The sequence below is a fragment of the Pedobacter frigidisoli genome, from assembly GCF_032678525.1.
Lineage (GTDB): Bacteria > Bacteroidota > Bacteroidia > Sphingobacteriales > Sphingobacteriaceae > Pedobacter > Pedobacter frigidisoli_A.
Window position 1 is genome coordinate 864,275 of record NZ_JAVTSE010000002.1, and the last position, 18,564, is coordinate 882,838.

An 18,564-nucleotide genomic window follows, 5' to 3' on the forward strand; every position below is an offset into this window, starting at 1 on the left:
CAAGTTCGTGAGCCACAGGTTTAGCCCGTGGCTTTCTTGTTCTGGCTCCGTAACACTGGATTGATATCGCCCCAGATTAGAGGCCTAACAAAAACGCCAATCAATTTTGATCGGCGTTTAAATACTTTTAGCTTGGATTACTTGGTTTGGCTTTCTTTTTAAACCACACCTTTTTCTTTCCGTTATTCTTTTGATGTTGCGGCCTTTTCTCTTCAACGTGGCTGATTTCCATTGTAGCAATATGATCCGGTAAAGGCATTCGTGGTACTTCTTTTTCAATCAGCTTCTCAATATTGTCGAACTTACGCTTATCACGGCCATTTACAAGCGTAATAGCCGTCCCTTTTGTCGCAGCTCTCGCTGTCCTGCCAATTCTATGTACATAATCTGCAGGGTCGCCGGGAACATCGTAATTGATAACCAGATCAACTCCCTCTACATCAATACCGCGGGAGAGCACATCGGTTCCAATGATGATCGGCAGCCTTTTGTTTTTAAAGGCCAGCAAAATATCCTCACGTTCTTTCTGTCCAAGGTCTGAATGAAAAGCTTCAGCTTTGATTGTTAGTCCTTTAAAAGTTTTGTAAAGTGCTTTAACCTTCTCTTTCGTAGAGGCAAAAATGATCGCACTTTTATATGTGCCGTCTTTAAAGATATCACTCAGTAAAGCTTGTTTTTGCTGGTCATGGATGTTATATGCCTGCTGATCAATTCCTTCAGCCGGTTTGGCAATTGAAATGGTAATTTGCTGCGGCTCATGTAAAATACTGCCTGCCATTTTTCTGATCTTCGGAGCCATAGTAGCCGAAAACAGCAACGTTTGTCTCTTCTTCGGCAAATAGCTAACAATACGCATAATATCATCATAAAACCCCATGTCCAGCATGCGGTCAGCTTCATCCAGAATCAAATGCTGCAGATGCTCCAGCTTCAAGGCTCCTGATGAAAGGTGTGCCATAAGACGCCCGGGCGTAGCAATAATGATATCAACACCTTCACGCATAGAACGTTTCTGCTGCTCGTAGGCTATACCGTCCCCACCACCATAAACCGCTAATGAGCTGATGTTGGTAAAGTACGCTAGGGCTTCAACCTGTAAGTCGATCTGCTGAGCCAGCTCTCTTGTAGGTGCCAGTATTAAGGTATTGTTATGTCGCTCGGCCGCACGGCTAATCTTATCCATTACAGGAAGAAGGTAGCTGGCCGTTTTTCCAGTTCCCGTCTGCGCACAAGCAATCAGGTCGTGGTTTTCTAAAATTACAGGAATAGCTTGTTCTTGTATAGGAGTAGCGCTTTTATACCCCATTGCCATAAGGCCTTCGTATAAGTCGGGGTTAAAATTAAAGTCGTTAAAATTCAAACTGTTATCTTTATCTATTTCAGCAAAAGTACCTTAAAATATGGCCAATAGCAAGCGCGATTTAAATATCAGTCTGTTAAAAGATCCTGAAAGGGAAGTTCTGGTAAAATCACTTCCCTTAATAGCCCTTTTAAAATGAAAAAGCCCCGATTGCTTACAATCAGGGCTGCTGAAATTATAATAGACGAAACTTAGTTTACTGCGATATCTTTCGCAGGAATGTTTGTTTCGGGGTTTTTTGGAAGGGTAATTTTTAAAATGCCATCTGTATAATCAGCAGCAATCGCGTCGGTAATAACTTTTCCATTTAAGGAAAAAGCCCGTTGGAAGCTTCCGTTGCTGTATTCTCTTCTGGTAAACTTTCCTATAGTTTCCTCAGTTTCTTTCGGCGAATAGGCAATGGTTAATACATCATCCTTTGTATTTACCTTTAAATATTCTTTAATCAATGCAGGTGCAAATAAATAGATGATGAAATTTTCGTTTGTTTCTTCAATATTTGCCGGTACACGTCTGAATCCTTCCCTGAAGAACCCTTCAAAGTTACGTGTGAATTTTTCCCCATGGTGGTGACCAAATTTCCCTCTTTGTCTCCAGCCACTGTGTATTTTGCCTGAATGGCATGTATGTTCGTTGTACATTTTTATTCTTTGTTATTGTAAAATTTAATTTATGGATTTACTCAATATGACTAATTAGAGTTGCTGTATTGCAATCTCGGAATTCCGAGTAACCTCGTGATGATGCTGGCATATGGATAATCAGGTGAAAATATGGCATAGTCAAATTTCAATCCTCTTATTTGTACGGCAATATCATCGATGAACTTCATCGGTTCCAAAAGCGCTGTAATCAATCCAGATGTAGGTTTTTCTTCAGCATTTTTGTTAAATGCGTCCAGCTCCTTGCTGTAAGGTTTAAATTCAGCTCCAATATCTTCAATAGGCCGTTTGAATTCATCCGAACTGAAAAAGGTCACCTGTTCTCCAAGATTAATCAATTCACTGGCTAAGTGGAGAATTGGATTTACATCATCCTGAGAAGGGCTGCTGAGTAGTAAAATCTGCGACATAATTTATCTTATTTTGATTGAACTAGCAACGCGCACCACATTGCTATCTGTTACTTTTCTTACATGATGGTTATGGACGTGATTCTGATAATGTTCATCCTTACAGTCATATTCGTGATAATGTCTGTTTTTAAAATCCAGTCTGTCGCGATAACCATACTGCATAGCCAGTACATTTAAGCTGTAAAATGTAGCTCCAGCCACAACTAATGCTAATATTATTCTGAAAGCTTTCATATTACTGGTAGTTTATGTTAATGTTTTGGATGTATCCGTTTTCGCTGATTACAGGCTTATACCATTGGTTATCTATTGGAACAACCGGAGCATATTGCGAGCTAAAGTTTTCATAGTGCTGTTCAAATCTGCGATGATTTCGTCCCCTGAAGAACATTTTAAATACAAACCCTATGATGATCAGGGCAAAAATAAATTTGAATATAAATGGTATAAAGAATGCAATTGCACCAAGTATAATTCCGAATCCTATTGATTTTAATATTTGTTTCATGTTGATATCCTGTTATTTAATAGGGTAGACGGAGGAACTGAATTTTTACTTTAAAAAAAGTAAAATGTTTTTACCTGCGTTACACATCTATAAGCAAGAGTTATTAGCTCCACGGCATAAAAAAGCCAGCTTAAAAGCTGGCCCGTATTATTATTTGTTGCGGTGTCCCCATCCGCCACCACATCTTCGTTTATATTCTTCTTTGAATTTAGCGCGTTCTTCCTCGTTCATGTTGTGCCATTTCGATCGCATGGCCATTGCACGCTGTTTGAAGCGGCTGTTATCTCCAACCTTTTTAAAGTTCCCAAACAGTAATCTGCAGAGTACCAACAGGCCTAGTGCCTGCCAAAAGTTCAACCTGCCCGCGTGTACTACTTCAGGTAATATGGCGTTCCAAAGAAACATAACGATGTAGCCCAGAGCTGCTGCAATTAATGCTACAACAGGTAAAAAGCAAATCACTTTTTGCACTTTACTAAACTTTCTGTTTATCATATCTTCCTAAATTAATAGTTTATAAATTCCTGATATAAATTTTGTAAACGACTACGCAAGTGCTTAACTGCATAGCCCTTTCTTGAAATTAATGTTTTAATATTTTCACCTGTTTCATCAGCGATCTCCTGAAATGTCCTGTCCTCCAGTTCATTTTGAACAAAAATATAGCGTTGGTTTTCAGGAAGTTCTTCCAGTGCGAGGAAAAGCTGGTCCCAGAATAATTTTTTTAAACTTTCTTCTTCTGGTGAGTAAGATTCGGCCAGTAAAATTTCCCTGAAGTTAATTTCACCATCCTCATCTTCATAGCTAAGATCTTCAATCAGAACATCTTTTTGTTTGCGATAGCGGTCAGTGATTTTGTTTCTGGCTACACGATACAGCCAGCCACCAATCTGTTCAATCGCACCAGCTTCAGGCTGGTTACTCAGTTGATACCAAACATCCTGTAAAATATCTTCCGCATCCTCATCTGTATTCACCCTTCCCCGGATGAAACTAAATAAGCGTTTACCATAACTGGCAACAGTGGAGATTATATTTTGGGATTCGTTTGTAGGCACTACATTCTGTTAGATACACCAGTAAACGGATGAAAGCCAATATTACTTTAAATTATTTACGATTTTTTTAATGGCCTTATTGGCAATGGTAGCTGAACTTACTTTAGGGCTGCTGTTGGATATGTCCCTTTGTCTACAAGCACCTTAATATTGCCTTTTAAGTCAGAAATATAGATTTTGGTGCTTTCAGAATGTTTTTTCGATCCACTGAAAAAGATACGGTCGTCACCGGTAACAAAAAGATCAGGGGCGTCGGTATTTTGCGGAGAGATTCTTCTTACCGCTTTGCTTTTAAGGTCAAGAATATAAATAGCGGCACCAGTTTTCTCCGATCCCGGCAGTATCTCATTATTGTCGGCGCTGAAAATGATATGTTCGCCCTCGCTGGAATAGAAGAAAAGATTCCCAGCCGCTACCGTAAGTTGTTTACCGATCAAGCCAGAAATCAACTGTTTGGATAATTCTTTTCCGGATACATCATAGCTATACAGATTAGTTAAATCTTGAGCGATTATTTCTTTATCGTTTTTCCAGGTCGCTCCAAAATATCCGGTTCTAGAGTGTTCATCCAGAATAATGTTATGCGTATTATCAATTCGTGTTGCTCCGATTTTCCATCCGTTTTTAGTCTGTATCTGGTAGGCAATGGTTTGCCCATCAGGCGACCACGAAGCCTGGTCAAACTGTTGGCTGTCTGCATGTAGTTGTTGCTGACTCTTGTTCTCCAGATCTGCAACCCAGATACTTTTATTACCTGCACTATCGGTAACGGTATAAGCCAGTTTATTTCCGTCAGGAGAAATGGCCGGATGAGTTGCGCCACCAAATGAAATCTGTTTCATGGTGTCAATGCTGGTGGCCACAATTTTGTTGCCATCCTGATAGGCTAGTGCAAAGTTCTTTCCGCTAAGAGAAACCGTATCCAGAACGGGCGTACTGTTTTCGTTACTTTTATTATTGCATGAACTAATACCAACTGCAAGTGAAATACTCAATGCTGAAACAATAAAGATGATTTTCTTCATGACAGGGCTCTTGTGAATAACCTATTTCTTTTTATCAGCGTAACCGAATACTTTTTGTAGGAGTGTTGAGCTTCGGGAACTCAAATTATCTCTTATTTTAAGTTCTTCTTTGGCTACTTCAATGAATAAGCCGTCAATTGCTTTCTGTGTTACGTAAGCCGTTAAATTCGTATTCACTGGTTTCACTAAGGGTATTTTATTATATTGAGTCGTGAGGTCGCTGTAATATTTTGTCGCATTTACTTTACTTAAACTGTTGGTTACAATCGGACTGAATTTTTGAGTCAGGTCTGCTGTAGTTACTCTTTTAAAATATTCAGTTGCCGCATCTTTGTTACCTAAAAGGATATTTGTAGCATCAGTCAAAGTCATCTGCTTGATTGCGGAAACAAAAATGGGTTTTGCTTCTTTAGCCGCATCTTCAGCAGCACGGTTCAAACTGGTAATTACATTATCACAAAGTGAATTAAACCCAATACTACGAAGGGTTTTTTCCACCTTCTGAGCTTCAGGAGGCATTAAGATTTTCACTGCAAGGTTCCCCAGAAAACCATCTTTTACTGATAAACGATCAGCACCTGCCGAAACGCCGATTTGCAAGGCTTCTTTAATTCCCTGTCCAATCTCTAATGTAGTGGGCGTGCCAGTTGCACTGCTGGTGGTGGTTTTTTCAGTTACTTTTTTAAAAATATCCCCTAATTTAATCTGGGCAGATACATTCAGGTTTGTAAATAATATTAATGCCAGGGATGCAGATAGAATATTAATTTTTTTCATTCATAGTGGGTTTATCTTTTACGCTCAGCAAATCTTTTGCCATTAGTTTGGCTGATTTTACCAAACTTAAAAATTCTGAACGGTAACCTTCTTTATCTTTTCCTTTTGCGTTTTCAGCTAAAGAAATTACCTGCTCAAAGTTAGCATTTTGTTTGAATGAAGAGTTCCTTAAAATCATCCCGAATTCTGCAACTGCAGCAGCAAATCTGAAGTTATCACTCCTCACATTAAAACCCATAGGATTATCACTTAAGCCTCGTGTGATTAATTTGCTTTTATTCCCTGTTGGTTCTTTATAGCGTAATTTGACCGTTAGCATTTCTCCTGAATTTTCAGCTCCTGAGTGAATGGTTTTTTGATATTTCAGATCATCAACAGCACCGGATAGTATATCCTTAACACCAACCGGAATAACCTCATAGAGTGCCGTAACCGTATGACCCGAACCAATTTCACCCGCATCTTTCTTATCATCGTTAAAATCTTCTTTATTCAATAAACGGTTTTCATATCCGATAAGGCGGTAGGATTGAACCTTCGAAGGATTAAATTCAATCTGCAGCTTAACGTCTTTAGCAACGGTAAACAAGGTTCCGCCAAACTCGTTAATCAATACCTTTCTGGCCTCGCTCAAATTATCGATATAAGCATAGTTACCGTTTCCTTTGTCAGCCATTATTTCCATTTTACTATCTTTGTAATTGCCCATCCCGTAACCAAGAACAGTTAAAAAGATACCACTTTCTCTTTTCTTTTCAATTAATGTTTGCATATCTGCATCGTTGCTGGCGCCTACGTTAAAGTCACCGTCTGTGGCCAGGATTACCCTGTTGTTTCCGTTTTTTACAAAGTTTTCTGCAGCTAATTTGTAGGCAAGTTCAATTCCTTGCCCTCCTGCAGTTGAACCACCGGCGCTTAATTTATCCAGGGCTTCCTTTATCTTAATTTTCTCATCGCCGCTTGTCGCTGGCAAAACCACTCCTGAGCTACCCGCATATACTACAATCGCTACCTTATCTTTTGCCCTGAGCTGATCGGTCAGCAATTTAAAGGAGGATACCAGCAGAGGTAATTTGTTTTGATCACTCATTGAGCCTGACACATCGATAAGGAAAACCAGATTCGAAGCAGGCAAATGTTCAGTTGGAATTACCTTCGCCTGCAAGGCAATCTGAACCAGCTTGTGTTCCGGGTTCCATGGCGCAGTACCCACCTCTGCAAGAATGTTAACCGGATCACCGTTTTTTGGTTGTTCATATTCGTAGTCAAAATAGTTCACCATTTCTTCTATCCTTACCGCGTCAGCAGGAGGGAGGCTTCCCCCATTTACATATCTTCTTAAATTGGTATAGGAGGCCGCATCTACATCAATAGAAAATGTAGAAAGCGGGTCGCTCTTGGCTTTATGAAATATGTTCTCATTAATCAATGAATAGCTTTCATTGCTCCCGATGATGTTCATTTTTTCCATCCTCATTTTGCTTACAGATATCCCTGCAGCCCTCCCTTCAAAAGTGGGACGCTGGTTGATAGAGGCAACTGAGGCAGTGAGCATAGACTTTTTCTGAATACCATACCCAACTACGACAATTTCATCAAGTGATTTTAAATCCGGTATCAGCGTAATCGAAATCTTGTTATTGCGCCCGATTTTGATATGCTGACTGACATAGCCTATGTAAGATACCCTTAACTCTGTGTCCTTATCTGACACTGCAATAGTAAACTCTCCCTTTGAATTTGTAGTAGTGACCCCTTTGCTGATGTTGGTTGCTATAGCGGCATTGGGCAGCCTGGTGCTCCCATCAGTAACGATTCCGGTAATTATTCTTTTCTTATCTGGAGAGAAGGCCGCCAGTAAAATCATTGCTATTAAACATAAAAGTAGCTTTTTCATAATCGGTTAGTTTTAAGGATGATGTAGCTACTCTTACTTTTCCATATCGATACTCGAAAATATTTTTTATACTTGAAGGATAATTAACATAGCTACCCAATTTTTGAAGTTTATAAAGAATACAGCTGGAAATAACCAGCAGGAAGATGCAGAACTTATTGCCGCCTATAAGAATACAGGCGATTTAAATGCATTAGGTACTCTTTATAATAAATATATGCACCTGGTTTTCGGGGTTTGTTTCAATTATTTTAAAGACGAGGAATTGAGCAAAGATGCTGTAATGCATATTTTCGAAGAACTGGTTACTAAGCTCAAGATCCACGAGGTCCAGAATTTTAAAAGCTGGCTTCATGTACTAACCAGGAACCATTGCTTAATGGCTTTAAGAAAATCTTCCAGACAGAATAACGTTTCTATAGACGATACTTTTGTGGAAAATACGGAGTTTGTGCATCTGGATATTGACAACACAAAAGAAACTCAGCTTACCATTATGGAAAAGTGCATGGAAACTTTGACCGATGAACAGCGAAAAAGTGTAGATTTATTTTATCTGCAGGAAAAGTGCTACAAAGAAGTAGCAGAAATTACCGGCTATGATATGCTCAAAGTAAAAAGCTATATCCAGAATGGTAAGCGGAATTTAAAGATTTGTATAGAGAAAAACAGTGGTGAATAACGATTGGTTAGATATTGATGTACTGGAAGATTACCTGAATGGTAAACTTGACGCCAGGGGCATGCACTTTGTTGAGCGCCAGGCCCTTGAAGATCCCTTTGTGGCTGAAGCGCTTGAAGGTTTACGCCAATCACCAAAACGTAAACAAAGCCTTTCTATTTTACAAAAACAGCTTCATGACAGGGTTTCTGAAAAGCCGGTCAAGCGTAAAATGTGGGGAATAACCACTCAGCGTTTGAGTATTGCAGCAACGGCAACTGTTGCTTTCATTTCGGTAAGTATTTTGTTTTTTATGCGGGAAACCAACAGGAAGAATGCAGAAATAGCGGCCAGGAAAGCTAATGGCGTAATCGTTAATCTGGATACTACAAATGCTGTTGTAGTAACTAAGCCAGATAAGCTTACCGGTAAAAATAATGCCCCCGAAACAGCGCTCATCAACAAAGCAATTACTGAAGCAAAAACCGGCTATCTGGCAAAAAACAAAAGGCAGATTAACAAAGCTTCGGAGGCCGCCATTGCTGCTCAGGAACCATTGAATGAAGAAAATTTAAACAAAGCTCAAAGTCGTTCTTTTAGCCCTAGAGCTGAACAAAATACTGCATTGAAAGAAGCCGATATGGCGCAGGTAACTGCTGCAGGGAATGCTCAGGTAATCTTTAGCGGTAATGTAGTCGACAAAGTTAATGGTAAGCCCATTCAAGGTGCTATTGTAAAATCATTAGGCGCAAAAGGCATCACCGCCACTGACTCAAAAGGTTTTTTCGCACTGCCTGTTGATAGTGCATCAAAAGATAAGGATTTACTGATCAGTGCAATAGGGTTCAAAGAAGTTCCGGTAGTAGGTGTTCAGGATCCCAATGCCATCAGAAATGCAATGAGTGGGGATAAATCGCTACAGGAAATTGCATTAATTACCGGATCTAATGGCCGGAAGAAGGAAGACATTAAAGCGCCAACAATCACCTTGCGGGCCGTACAAAATCTTGATAGGAAGTTGCTTGAGGAGATTACCAAACCAATTCCGGTATCAACAGTTAACTATCAGGATTATCTGGAGCATAATAACAAATTATATAATCCTAAAGGTCCTGAACAATATGTTATTTTGAGTTTTAAAGTGAACAAAAGTGGTCGTCCTTCAAATATCAGAGTGATTAAGTCTCTTGATAAAAAAGCTGATGCCGAGGCCCGCCGTTTGATTCAGGCGGGACCAGACTGGGTATTACCCAAAAAAGGAACCAATGAAGTAGAGTTAAGTATTAAATTCTAATCGATATCAATACAGCAGGATATAAACAAAAAAAGACCAAAGGTTCACTTTGGTCTTTTTTATTCGATATGTCTTTTGCTTTTATTTCACAAAATAGATAATTGCGTAGATTATTGCAGCTAATGTAGCTGAAACCGGAATGGTTAAAATCCACGCCCAGATCAGGTTGATGGTTACACCCCAGCGAACTGCAGAAACGCTTTTAACAACCCCCACCCCAACAATTGAACCGGTAATGGTGTGCGTAGTAGAAACCGGAATACCGAAGTGCTCGGTAATTCCTAATGTTACTGCACCGGCACCTTCTGCTGCAACACCTTCAAGTGCTGTAACTTTGGTGATTTTTGATCCCATTGTTTTTACAATTTTCCACCCACCACTCATGGTACCCAGCGAAATCGCAGAATAACAACAGATTGGAACCCATGCAGGCATCGCTTCGAAATTTGGAATTACCTTCGCAGCAATTAATGCCGTAGCAATAATACCCATAACTTTTTGTGCATCATTACCACCATGAAAGAAACTTAAGGCAGCAGAAGAAAGTAATTGCAACCGTTTGAACCACTTCTCAGCAGTTGCCGGTTTAGCGTAGCGGCAAATATTAATAATGATCAAGGTCAATATTACAGAGATTACCATACCAATAATTGGTGCTAACACAATGAATGATACAATTTTCACAACATATCCCATCTCAACAGCAGCAAGCGGACTTGCGCCTGTGAGTAAAGCATGTGTCATACCCGCACCAGCAAAACCTCCAATTAATGTGTGTGAAGAACTCGAAGGGATACCATACCACCAGGTTAATAAATTCCACATAATTGCAGCTAATAAACCGGCAAGGATTACCTCCAGGGTAATGTAGCTTTCAATCACCGTTTTCGCTACGGTATTGGCTACTTTATGATCAGTAAAATAAAAATAGGCTGCAAAATTAAATAACGCAGCCCATAAAACAGCCTGAAAAGGCGTAAGGACTTTTGTAGAAACAACCGTTGCAATCGAGTTAGCGGCATCATGAAAGCCGTTAATGTAATCGAAAGCTATTGCCAGAATTACAACAACAACCAGTAAGGTAGTTACCATGTTTGTTTTTTATTAAGCGTTTTTAACCAGGATAGTTTCTAGAACATTTGCTACATCTTCGCACTTGTCTGTTGCTTTTTCTATCGTTTGTAAAACCTCTTTTTGTTTAATTAATTCAATTGCATTGGTTTCGTATTCAAATAAGCGGGCAACAGCTAGTGTAAATACGTAATCGGCCTGATTTTCTCCACTGTTGATACGGATACATGCGTCAGCAATCACGCGGATATTTTTAAAGCTGCGAAGTTCTTTAATCGCTTTGTCAATATCGGTACACATTTCTACCAGCAGTTCAGCAATTTTAACAATCGGTTCACTAATGGTGCTCATATTATACATCTGCATGCGGTTTGCTGTTCCATAAATGTAATCCGCAACATCATCAACAGCAGTAGCTAAAGCGTGAATATCTTCCCTGTCAAAAGGAGTAATAAAGTTCCTGCTTAACTCAAGAAAAATAGAATGCGTAATGTCATCACCAACGTGTTCTAAGCGTTCAATTTCTTTGAAGATAGTTTTTCTGCTTTCTGCATCTGCAGTGCTAACCATTTCTAAAAGAGCGTCAGCAATTTTTAAAGCGTTGCTTCCGGCTTGCTCAAAAAGAGGGTGGAATTTTCTGTCTTGAGGGGTAAAGAACTTAAAAATATTATTCATGTTAATTTTTAATATGCTGCAAAGCTACAAGCTCAATGTTAAGTTAATGTTAATTTCATAATTATATTAACTGATTATAGTCAATAAACGCAATAATATGGTTGTTTTAGCTGTTTGATAATGAATGCATAAGGATAAGAAAGCAGTTTATACTTCTAATTGCTGCATTGACGAGCTGAAGTTGCTGAACCCTTATCAAGATGGCTGGACTGAGTATCGCCTATCCTCCTTTTTGCAATGTAAATGCGAAGGTTGTTCCGATTCCTGGTGTGCTTCGGACCGAAATGGTTTGTTGATGGGCTTCCAGAATGTGCTTTACAATGGCTAAACCTAAGCCCGTACCGCCAACCTCTCTTGCTCTGTGGCTGTCAATACGGTAGAAACGCTCAAATAATCGTAGTAAATGTTTTTCCTCAATACCAATACCATTATCGGTAACTTCTATTAAGAACTGATCGTGGAGCTCAAAGATTTTAATTGCGGTTTCGCCTTGCTCTATTCCGTATTTTATGCTGTTGACCATTAAATTAATTAATACCTGGCGGATTTTCTCCCGGTCGGCATTGACCATCGTAAGGGCAGTGTATTTGTCTTTAAAGAATAGCTTTATGTGTTTATCTTTTGCCCTATCTTCGAGATTTTCCATCACTTCCCTTGCCAACTGCACGAAGTCAAATTTTTGATAGTGTATAGGAGACTCACCCGTCTCGAGCTTCGAAATAGCATCCAGGTCATTAATCAGATAGCTTAACCGCTCCACATTATTTTCAGCCTTCTTCAGGAATTTTATAGCCATGTCAGGGTCGTCTTCAATGCAATCCTGTAGGGTTTCTATGTAGCCCTGTATCGCAAAAAGTGGCGTCTTAAATTCATGTGATACATTGGAGAGAAATTCGCGGCGAAACTGCTCCTGTTTTTTGAGCATATCTATTTCCTTTTTCTTTGCCCCGGCCCACTCTTTTACTTCCTGTTCAACATCGTTTATAGGATCAGAGCTTACATATTCCCCCAAAGCATCTTTCAAGTCTTTCCCCAGTTTCAGATTATGGATTAATTTATAAATTAGCTTAATTTTGGTATAAATGTACTTTTCAAGCAGATAGTAGAATACAAGAAAACTGCTCAGGAATGAGACGCCGAAAGAAATGGCAAGATAATACCAGCTATGCTGAAAGTAAAAATTCACCATGCCAATAGATAACGACACAGCAAGGGCAGTAAATAAAACCAGCACGCTCAATTTCATGGCGCAATTTAAGGGTTTTATGTTAATGCGAAGTTAACTCAGCTGCTTTTCGGTCAAATATTTCCAATACCTTTTAGGGACATGCCTGATATGGAGCTTGGTGTTTTTCCGGGCCACTATATTCGCACTTTTAAAGTAGTCTTTCCATAAAACTGAAAACAACTCTTCTTTTCCATCCATTAACACAGGGTCTGGGTTTTTGCTATTTATGCCCTGCGAGAAATCTATGGTTATTTCTTCAACCGTATCAAGGTTATAATGCAGGCCATATTTTCTTTTTAAATCATAAATGATCCATTGTTGATCGGCATAACGGTTTTTAAAATGATTGGAAATCAAGGGTAACACATTGAAATCAGGATCGATTCCTGTATAAAATATTCCGTCAGCAGTATGTTGAAAGCGGATAAAAGCTTCCATTCTATGTTTTTCCCGTTCCACACTTTTCGCGTATTTCGATAAGGCAATAACGTGGTCATTTCCATAGTTGTTTTCCGCCCCTGTTTCATTCCTGAAAATGTATATGGCAAACTGAAACAAATGCAGGTAGGCTTCCGGAATTTCAGATAAATAACTGCAATAAAATTTTCGAATCCATTCGCGCTTTAGTTTTTTTTGCAAACCCGTCCAAACCCGATCCGCTTTTTCTGCATCAGTAATTATAGTCAGGTGCGGTGAGAAAGCTTCAGGCTGAAAGATTTCTGCATTTTTTAAAGTAACCATTCCAGGCTTGCGCTCAAAATACTCAAAAACGGCTGTCAAAAGACCTGGAAAGCTGCCATCGAAGATATATGTCATACTGATTATCCGTAGCGGTTTTATTAAAATCAAAAACCAGTGTTATTTAAAATAGGATCAGTTGATTGCTGTCTGTTTTCAGGTATTTGCTTTGACTATCGGCTAAAATGAACGCTTTAATTTGTGTTCCCTGATAATCTTTTAATTGATAAGGGCTATCTGCGCAGGTAATGAAATGCTTTGCGCGATTGTAGGCTACACCAATTTTTTTTAACTGATCAATTCTGAGCTTTCCAAATTTACGCGCCTGAACAATTTTCTGTGCCGACATTACGCCGATTCCCGGGATGCGGAGGATCATTTTATAGTCAGCCTTATTAATATCCACAGGGAAATGTTGCATATTGCGGATGGCCCAGCTTAGTTTCGGGTCGATATCAACATCAAGATTAGGATTAGCATCATTTAAAATTTCCTGCACCTTGAATCCATAAAAACGCATTAACCAATCCGTTTGATATAATCTGTTTTCACGCAGTAAGGGAGGCTGGGTGCCTAAAACAGGCATTCTGCTATCATTGCTGATGGGAACGTATCCTGAATAATAAACCCGTTTCAAAGAGAAGTTTTTATAAAATGAATTGGCTGTATACATAATATCCTTATCGCTTTCAGGAGTTGCACCGATGACCATTTGCGTACTCTGTCCGGCAGGAACAAACTTTGGTACATGTTTAATCAGTTTCTTATCTGCTGCAAATTGTTTAATATTTTGCTGTACAAATGAGAGTGGTTTTATCACATCATTGTGGCTTTTCTCTGGAGCAAGAAGTTTTAACCCAGCTTCAGTAGGCATTTCAAGATTAATGCTCATTCGGTCAGCATACAACCCGGCTTCTTTAATCAGCTCGTCACTTGCTCCGGGAATTGTTTTTAAATGGATATATCCATTATAATTCTGTTCAAGGCGTAACTTCTTGCAAACCAGTAGCAGCCGTTCCATAGTGAAATCAGCATTTTTGAAAATCCCTGAGCTTAGAAACAGCCCTTCAATATAATTTCTTCGATAGAAATTCATGGTCAGCTCAACCACCTCATCAACCGAAAAAGCAGCCCGTTTAACATCATTACTTTTTCTTGATACGCAGAAAAGGCAGTCATAGATGCAGTGATTAGTTAGCAGTATTTTAAGCAATGAAACACAACGCCCATCCTCAGTGTAAGTATGGCAAATGCCGGAGGTATGGCCGTTGCCAAGGCCCTTACCTTCATTCTTGCGTGTGCTGCCGCTAGATGAACAAGAAACATCATATTTGGCAGCATCAGCAAGTATATTAAGTTTTTCACGGATTCGATCGAATTGCATAAGCTTTTGTTTACTAACAAAAATAGCTAAAAAACTAAATAAATTAGCCTTTATTGTCTTAAATGATATTCGATAGGGGAGTAACCGGCTTTACATTCCAAGCGAAAAACTGGGTTTTTCAGGTGGGCCGAAAGTCTCTTTTGTTATTTTGTGGTCCTGATAATATTGCAATGCTTTGAAAAACTGATGGGCTTCCGGGTCAGCATTTTTCAATGCTCCAAGATTAATTACAAAGTTCGGAGATTTAAATGCAATCTGATAAAAAAAACCTCCGTTATGGTTATCGAACATTTCGGTTATCCTGTCAACATTCTTCCAGCTTGAGAAGAAAAGAGATCTGCGGTATAAAAAAGCTGTTCTTTTAAGCTTGATTGTTATTCCGTGATCATCTAAAGAAACTTTCGCTGCAACAAAAATCTGTGTATCTTTTACCCATATCAGAAGTAAAAAAATTACGCTTACCAGTAGTACCGTAAGTCCTAAAATAAGAAGCTCAGAACTAGGTGTAGGTATGTTGAATAGAAAATAAAACATCAAAGAAATAAAAAACACCGGGATGCCTGCCATTGCCAGCAATAGCACGCTGTTTTTGTGGTATTTAACTTTATAAGAACTCATGAGCATAATTTTAAGTAAAACTATGCACAAAAAATATATTTAGAAATACTTACTAATGAGTATATTGAAAAGCGTGAGGAATTATCTTCCTTCCCATTCCGCGTAAAAATGATCCAGATAAGCCAGCATAAAATCGTGTCTTTTCTGCGCTAGTGCAGTGCCCGTAGCCGTATTCATCATATCTTTCAATAATAACAATTTCTCGTAAAAGTGGTTAATTGTGGGTGCAGTAGTATTTTTATAGCTTTCTTTTGAATGGTGTTGCTCAACGGATATTTCAGGATCATATAATACCCTGTTTTTGAAACCGCCATAGGTAAAGGCTCTTGCAATTCCGATTGCCCCAATTGCATCCAGTCGATCTGCATCTTGTACAATTTGCATCTCTTTCGATGAAAATCCGTTATGATCAAAGCTGTTTTTAAACGACATGTTTTGGATAATCAGCTTAACATGAGCTACAACTTCTTTAGCTACATTAATGGATGTCATGAATTCTTCTGCAACACGCGGGCCGAGTTCCTCATCCCCATTATTAAACTTAGGATCTGCAATATCATGTAACAAGGCAGCGAGGGCAACTACCAATTCATCCCCATCTTCCTGTTTATTGATATTTAATGCGGTTTTAAAAACCCGCTCAATGTGAAACCAATCATGACCCGCTTCAGCATTGGCTAATGTAAATTTTACAAACTCGACGGTTTTATTAAGGATAGGCTGCATAAATTTTAATTTGATCCAAAGGTATCGGAAATCTACACAGGGAGAAAGAAATGATTTCAACACTCAGTGATAAAAACTAGCCCGCAGAAAGGGCTCTGTTTTCATCGTCTGTAATGATCTTGATCAAGTCCTGGTGATTTAAGGTAAGTAAATATGCTACCTCAACTTCCAGTATTGAAGCAATCTGAAAAAGCCGATCAACAGTTAACTTACTATAGCCAAGTTCAATTTTGCTGTAAGCATTTTGTGAAATTTTTAATTTTGCAGCCAGATAGTCTTGAGTATAGTCTCTGTATTCTCTTATTTTTCTAATATTTCCAGCGACATTTTTTGTTTTTAAAGCCAGTACATCTTCCATAAAATAGGGATAATTTTAACGTTTAGATAATATACGCGTTTTTTTTACGGGCAGATTCCTGAAACGATAACTTTTAATACTGTAGGGAATAAATAATTGATGTAAACCTGATGGAATGCCGGATAAAAAACAACTGAAAAGTCTGTTTGAGGTCTTTTAATGTTTGTAAATCAATTGTTTACCAGAAGTATAGATGGGGTGATCAAGGTGGTATTCAGATTTGACTATAGTCAAGGTCTATCTTTCAAGCGATAACATAATATTAGCTAAGTAGAAGTTTTGGGTATCGTTTATATAGTATGTGATGTCTGGGAGTTTAATACAAGCCCCAGTCATCCTCAAACTCATCTTTTTCGAAACATTTTACCCATTCAATAAATAATAAGCGAAATTTATCAATTTCATCTAATACGATGTCTCTGTATTCTGGAGTACAGATCTCAAACATATCAGCTGCCCTTACCTGGGTTTCCAGTTCCTTGCAATTGGTACGAATGATGGATGCATTTTCCATTCGCAGGATGTACATGTTCGCACCCTCCGCCCCAATTATTTTTGGACAGAGCATCATGGCATTTTGCATAATCAGGCTTCCGGTCATGTCGGCCATTTCACCTTCAAGCGTTTCGCAAAACAAGGCTGCATACTTATACACAGCTCTTGCCTGGTTGTAAAGATTTTTTGCACGATTGGCTTTTAGCCTCACTTTTTCAGCGTCGAAGGGAGATAAATTTTCTACATCCTCATCGTCTCTGCCAAAGCGGTTAAAGTGTTCCCATTCGGGCATATGGTCCATGTCATCAAACTCCATATTCTTCAATTTTTAACGTCATGGGACGTAAGAGAGCGTAATATATTAATTTTCAGTTAAAAAGACTATGCATCAGTTTGTGGTGTACGGCGAGATCCATCATACAATTCATATTCCAGCATTCTGCAATCCAGCTTGCCATTGTAGAATTCTATCTTTCTCGAAGCCTTCAACCCGATTTTTTTAGCAAGATCAGGGTTTCCGGTGAAAATATAGCCCGAAAAACCTTTGCATTTCGTTTTCATGAAATCGCCAATGCGTTTATAGGTCAGTTCTAACTTACTATGCACACCTAAGCGTTCTCCATATTCAGGATTAAAAACGACAACACCTTTTCCATCTTCCGGTACCGGAGTAAGCTCAAAATCGCAAACCTCAAATGCGATCAAAGTATCTACTCCAGCAGTTTTGGCATTTTTGCGGGTCACCTCTACAGCATCTTCAGAAAGATCTGAAGCTACAATTTTAAGATCAACATTTTTAATTACCTGGTCTTTTAAAACCCTGCGCTCTGAAAAAAATGCCTGCTCGTCGTAACCTATAATATGCATAAAGCCATAATTCATCCTGTATAAGCCTGGTGCACGGTTGGTTGCAATCAGTGCTGCTTCAATAGCCAGTGTTCCTGATCCGCACATCGGATTGATGAATGCAGATTTCCGGTCCCAGTTCGTGGCGTAAATTACTCCTGATGCCAGTGCTTCAAGCATAGGTGCTTTTCCCGGAATTTTCCTGTAACCATGTTTTGCTAAAGTTTCACCCGATGAATCTATAAAAACTTCCGCTTCTGCATCTTTCCAATATAAATGAACAACCGCTTTATTGCCATCAGATCCGGAATTAGGGCGAATGCCTTTTTTTTCTTTCATTCTGTCGACAATTGCATCCTTAACTTTTAAATTGGCAAAAAGTGGTGTGGTGATGTTAGGGTTATCAACATTTGACGTAACAGAAAAGTAACCGGCAAAATCGATCAGTTCTTCCCATTCAATTGTTTTAATCTCCTCATATAAATCGTCTGGTGTTTTGGCTGTAAAACTTTTTATGGAGTATAAAATCTGACTGGCGCAGCGCAAGTTTAAATTGAGCTTGATACACTCTGTAAGGGTGATATTGAGCTCTACACCGGTGGCAAATGCTCTTTCTATGGTGTAGCCTAAAGCCGTAACTTCATTTTGTAAATAAGGCGAAAGACGTTTGTTGCAGGTGATAATTACCTTGCTTTTATTGTGGAAAACTTGCATCATAATATATGCGAAGTTATCAATAAAATTATTGAGATTTGATGTTTAGAGTACAA

22 protein-coding genes are annotated in these 18,564 nt (G+C 39.0%); 2 read left to right on the forward strand and 20 right to left on the reverse strand.

Translation table 11 applies throughout. The features are described from left to right. Positions 1-127: 127 nt before the first annotated feature. The 10 genes from R2Q80_RS08780 to R2Q80_RS08825 all read right to left on the reverse strand — a co-directional run bounded on the left by R2Q80_RS08780 (position 128) and on the right by R2Q80_RS08825 (position 7,700). Entirely contained in the window at positions 128-1,360 is a 1,233-nt protein-coding gene (locus R2Q80_RS08780) for a DEAD/DEAH box helicase (RefSeq protein WP_316799231.1), read from the reverse strand. 191 nt (positions 1,361-1,551) lie between these two features. Continuing rightward, entirely contained in the window at positions 1,552-2,001 is a 450-nt protein-coding gene (locus R2Q80_RS08785; RefSeq protein ID WP_316799232.1) for an Hsp20/alpha crystallin family protein, read from the reverse strand. Positions 2,002-2,051: 50 nt separating this feature from the next. Beyond that, positions 2,052-2,432, reverse strand: a complete 381-nt coding sequence (locus tag R2Q80_RS08790; protein ID WP_316799233.1) for a hypothetical protein — start codon at positions 2,430-2,432, stop codon at positions 2,052-2,054. Between the two features lie 3 nt (positions 2,433-2,435). Then, the gene (locus R2Q80_RS08795) at positions 2,436-2,669 is read right to left on the reverse strand and encodes a hypothetical protein (RefSeq protein ID WP_316799234.1); all 234 of its coding nucleotides are present in this window, start codon (positions 2,667-2,669) and stop codon (positions 2,436-2,438) included. A 1-nt stretch (position 2,670) separates the two neighbouring features. After that, positions 2,671-2,943, reverse strand: a complete 273-nt coding sequence (locus tag R2Q80_RS08800) for a hypothetical protein (protein ID WP_316799235.1) — start codon at positions 2,941-2,943, stop codon at positions 2,671-2,673. A 150-nt stretch (positions 2,944-3,093) separates the two neighbouring features. Then, on the reverse strand, positions 3,094-3,438 hold the full coding sequence (locus R2Q80_RS08805) for an HMG-box domain-containing protein (protein ID WP_316799236.1): 345 nt from the start codon (positions 3,436-3,438) through the stop codon (positions 3,094-3,096). Positions 3,439-3,449: 11 nt separating this feature from the next. After that, positions 3,450-4,001 carry an RNA polymerase sigma factor gene (locus R2Q80_RS08810; protein WP_316799237.1) on the reverse strand — a complete coding sequence of 184 codons (552 nt, stop codon included), beginning with the start codon at positions 3,999-4,001 and terminating at the stop codon, positions 3,450-3,452. Between the two features lie 98 nt (positions 4,002-4,099). Beyond that, positions 4,100-5,026: a hypothetical protein gene (locus tag R2Q80_RS08815; protein WP_316799238.1), complete on the reverse strand. Its 927-nt coding sequence runs from the start codon at positions 5,024-5,026 to the stop codon at positions 4,100-4,102. A 21-nt stretch (positions 5,027-5,047) separates the two neighbouring features. Then, positions 5,048-5,803 (reverse strand): DUF4197 domain-containing protein, encoded by a 756-nt coding sequence (locus tag R2Q80_RS08820; RefSeq protein WP_316799239.1) that lies wholly within the window; start codon positions 5,801-5,803, stop codon positions 5,048-5,050. Next, entirely contained in the window at positions 5,790-7,700 is a 1,911-nt protein-coding gene (locus tag R2Q80_RS08825; protein ID WP_316799240.1) for a vWA domain-containing protein, read from the reverse strand. Before R2Q80_RS08825 ends, R2Q80_RS08820 begins: the two co-directional genes overlap by 14 nt. 103 nt (positions 7,701-7,803) lie before the next feature. Here R2Q80_RS08825 and R2Q80_RS08830 point away from each other — a divergent pair, with 103 nt between their 5' ends. Then, the gene (locus tag R2Q80_RS08830) at positions 7,804-8,382 is read left to right on the forward strand and encodes a sigma-70 family RNA polymerase sigma factor (protein ID WP_316799241.1); all 579 of its coding nucleotides are present in this window, start codon (positions 7,804-7,806) and stop codon (positions 8,380-8,382) included. Further along, positions 8,375-9,655, forward strand: a complete 1,281-nt coding sequence (locus R2Q80_RS08835; RefSeq protein ID WP_316799242.1) for an energy transducer TonB — start codon at positions 8,375-8,377, stop codon at positions 9,653-9,655. The genes R2Q80_RS08830 and R2Q80_RS08835 overlap by 8 nt, the downstream gene beginning before the upstream one ends. Before the next feature lie 81 nt (positions 9,656-9,736). On the opposite strand, the gene R2Q80_RS08840 is transcribed toward R2Q80_RS08835, so the two are convergent. The 10 genes from R2Q80_RS08840 to R2Q80_RS08885 all read right to left on the reverse strand — a co-directional run bounded on the left by R2Q80_RS08840 (position 9,737) and on the right by R2Q80_RS08885 (position 18,508). Continuing rightward, positions 9,737-10,747: an inorganic phosphate transporter gene (locus tag R2Q80_RS08840; RefSeq protein WP_316799243.1), complete on the reverse strand. Its 1,011-nt coding sequence runs from the start codon at positions 10,745-10,747 to the stop codon at positions 9,737-9,739. Between the two features lie 12 nt (positions 10,748-10,759). Then, positions 10,760-11,401, reverse strand: a complete 642-nt coding sequence (locus tag R2Q80_RS08845; RefSeq protein WP_316799244.1) for a DUF47 domain-containing protein — start codon at positions 11,399-11,401, stop codon at positions 10,760-10,762. A 220-nt stretch (positions 11,402-11,621) separates the two neighbouring features. After that, complete coding sequence (locus R2Q80_RS08850) at positions 11,622-12,647, reverse strand: sensor histidine kinase (protein ID WP_316799245.1); 1,026 nt, start codon at positions 12,645-12,647, stop codon at positions 11,622-11,624. A 33-nt stretch (positions 12,648-12,680) separates the two neighbouring features. After that, positions 12,681-13,445, reverse strand: coding sequence for a TIGR03915 family putative DNA repair protein (locus R2Q80_RS08855; RefSeq protein WP_316799246.1), 765 nt, complete (start codon positions 13,443-13,445; stop codon positions 12,681-12,683). A gap of 46 nt (positions 13,446-13,491) precedes the next feature. Beyond that, positions 13,492-14,751: a putative DNA modification/repair radical SAM protein gene (locus tag R2Q80_RS08860; protein WP_316799247.1), complete on the reverse strand. Its 1,260-nt coding sequence runs from the start codon at positions 14,749-14,751 to the stop codon at positions 13,492-13,494. Between the two features lie 90 nt (positions 14,752-14,841). Continuing rightward, positions 14,842-15,369, reverse strand: a complete 528-nt coding sequence (locus tag R2Q80_RS08865; RefSeq protein WP_316799248.1) for a hypothetical protein — start codon at positions 15,367-15,369, stop codon at positions 14,842-14,844. A gap of 81 nt (positions 15,370-15,450) precedes the next feature. Continuing rightward, entirely contained in the window at positions 15,451-16,095 is a 645-nt protein-coding gene (locus tag R2Q80_RS08870; protein ID WP_316799249.1) for an HD domain-containing protein, read from the reverse strand. Between the two features lie 76 nt (positions 16,096-16,171). Further along, positions 16,172-16,453, reverse strand: coding sequence for a helix-turn-helix transcriptional regulator (locus R2Q80_RS08875; RefSeq protein WP_316799250.1), 282 nt, complete (start codon positions 16,451-16,453; stop codon positions 16,172-16,174). A gap of 316 nt (positions 16,454-16,769) precedes the next feature. Next, positions 16,770-17,264, reverse strand: coding sequence for a hypothetical protein (locus tag R2Q80_RS08880; RefSeq protein WP_316799251.1), 495 nt, complete (start codon positions 17,262-17,264; stop codon positions 16,770-16,772). Between the two features lie 65 nt (positions 17,265-17,329). Then, on the reverse strand, positions 17,330-18,508 hold the full coding sequence (locus tag R2Q80_RS08885; RefSeq protein ID WP_316799290.1) for a class I SAM-dependent RNA methyltransferase: 1,179 nt from the start codon (positions 18,506-18,508) through the stop codon (positions 17,330-17,332). Between the last annotated feature and the right edge of the window lie 56 nt (positions 18,509-18,564).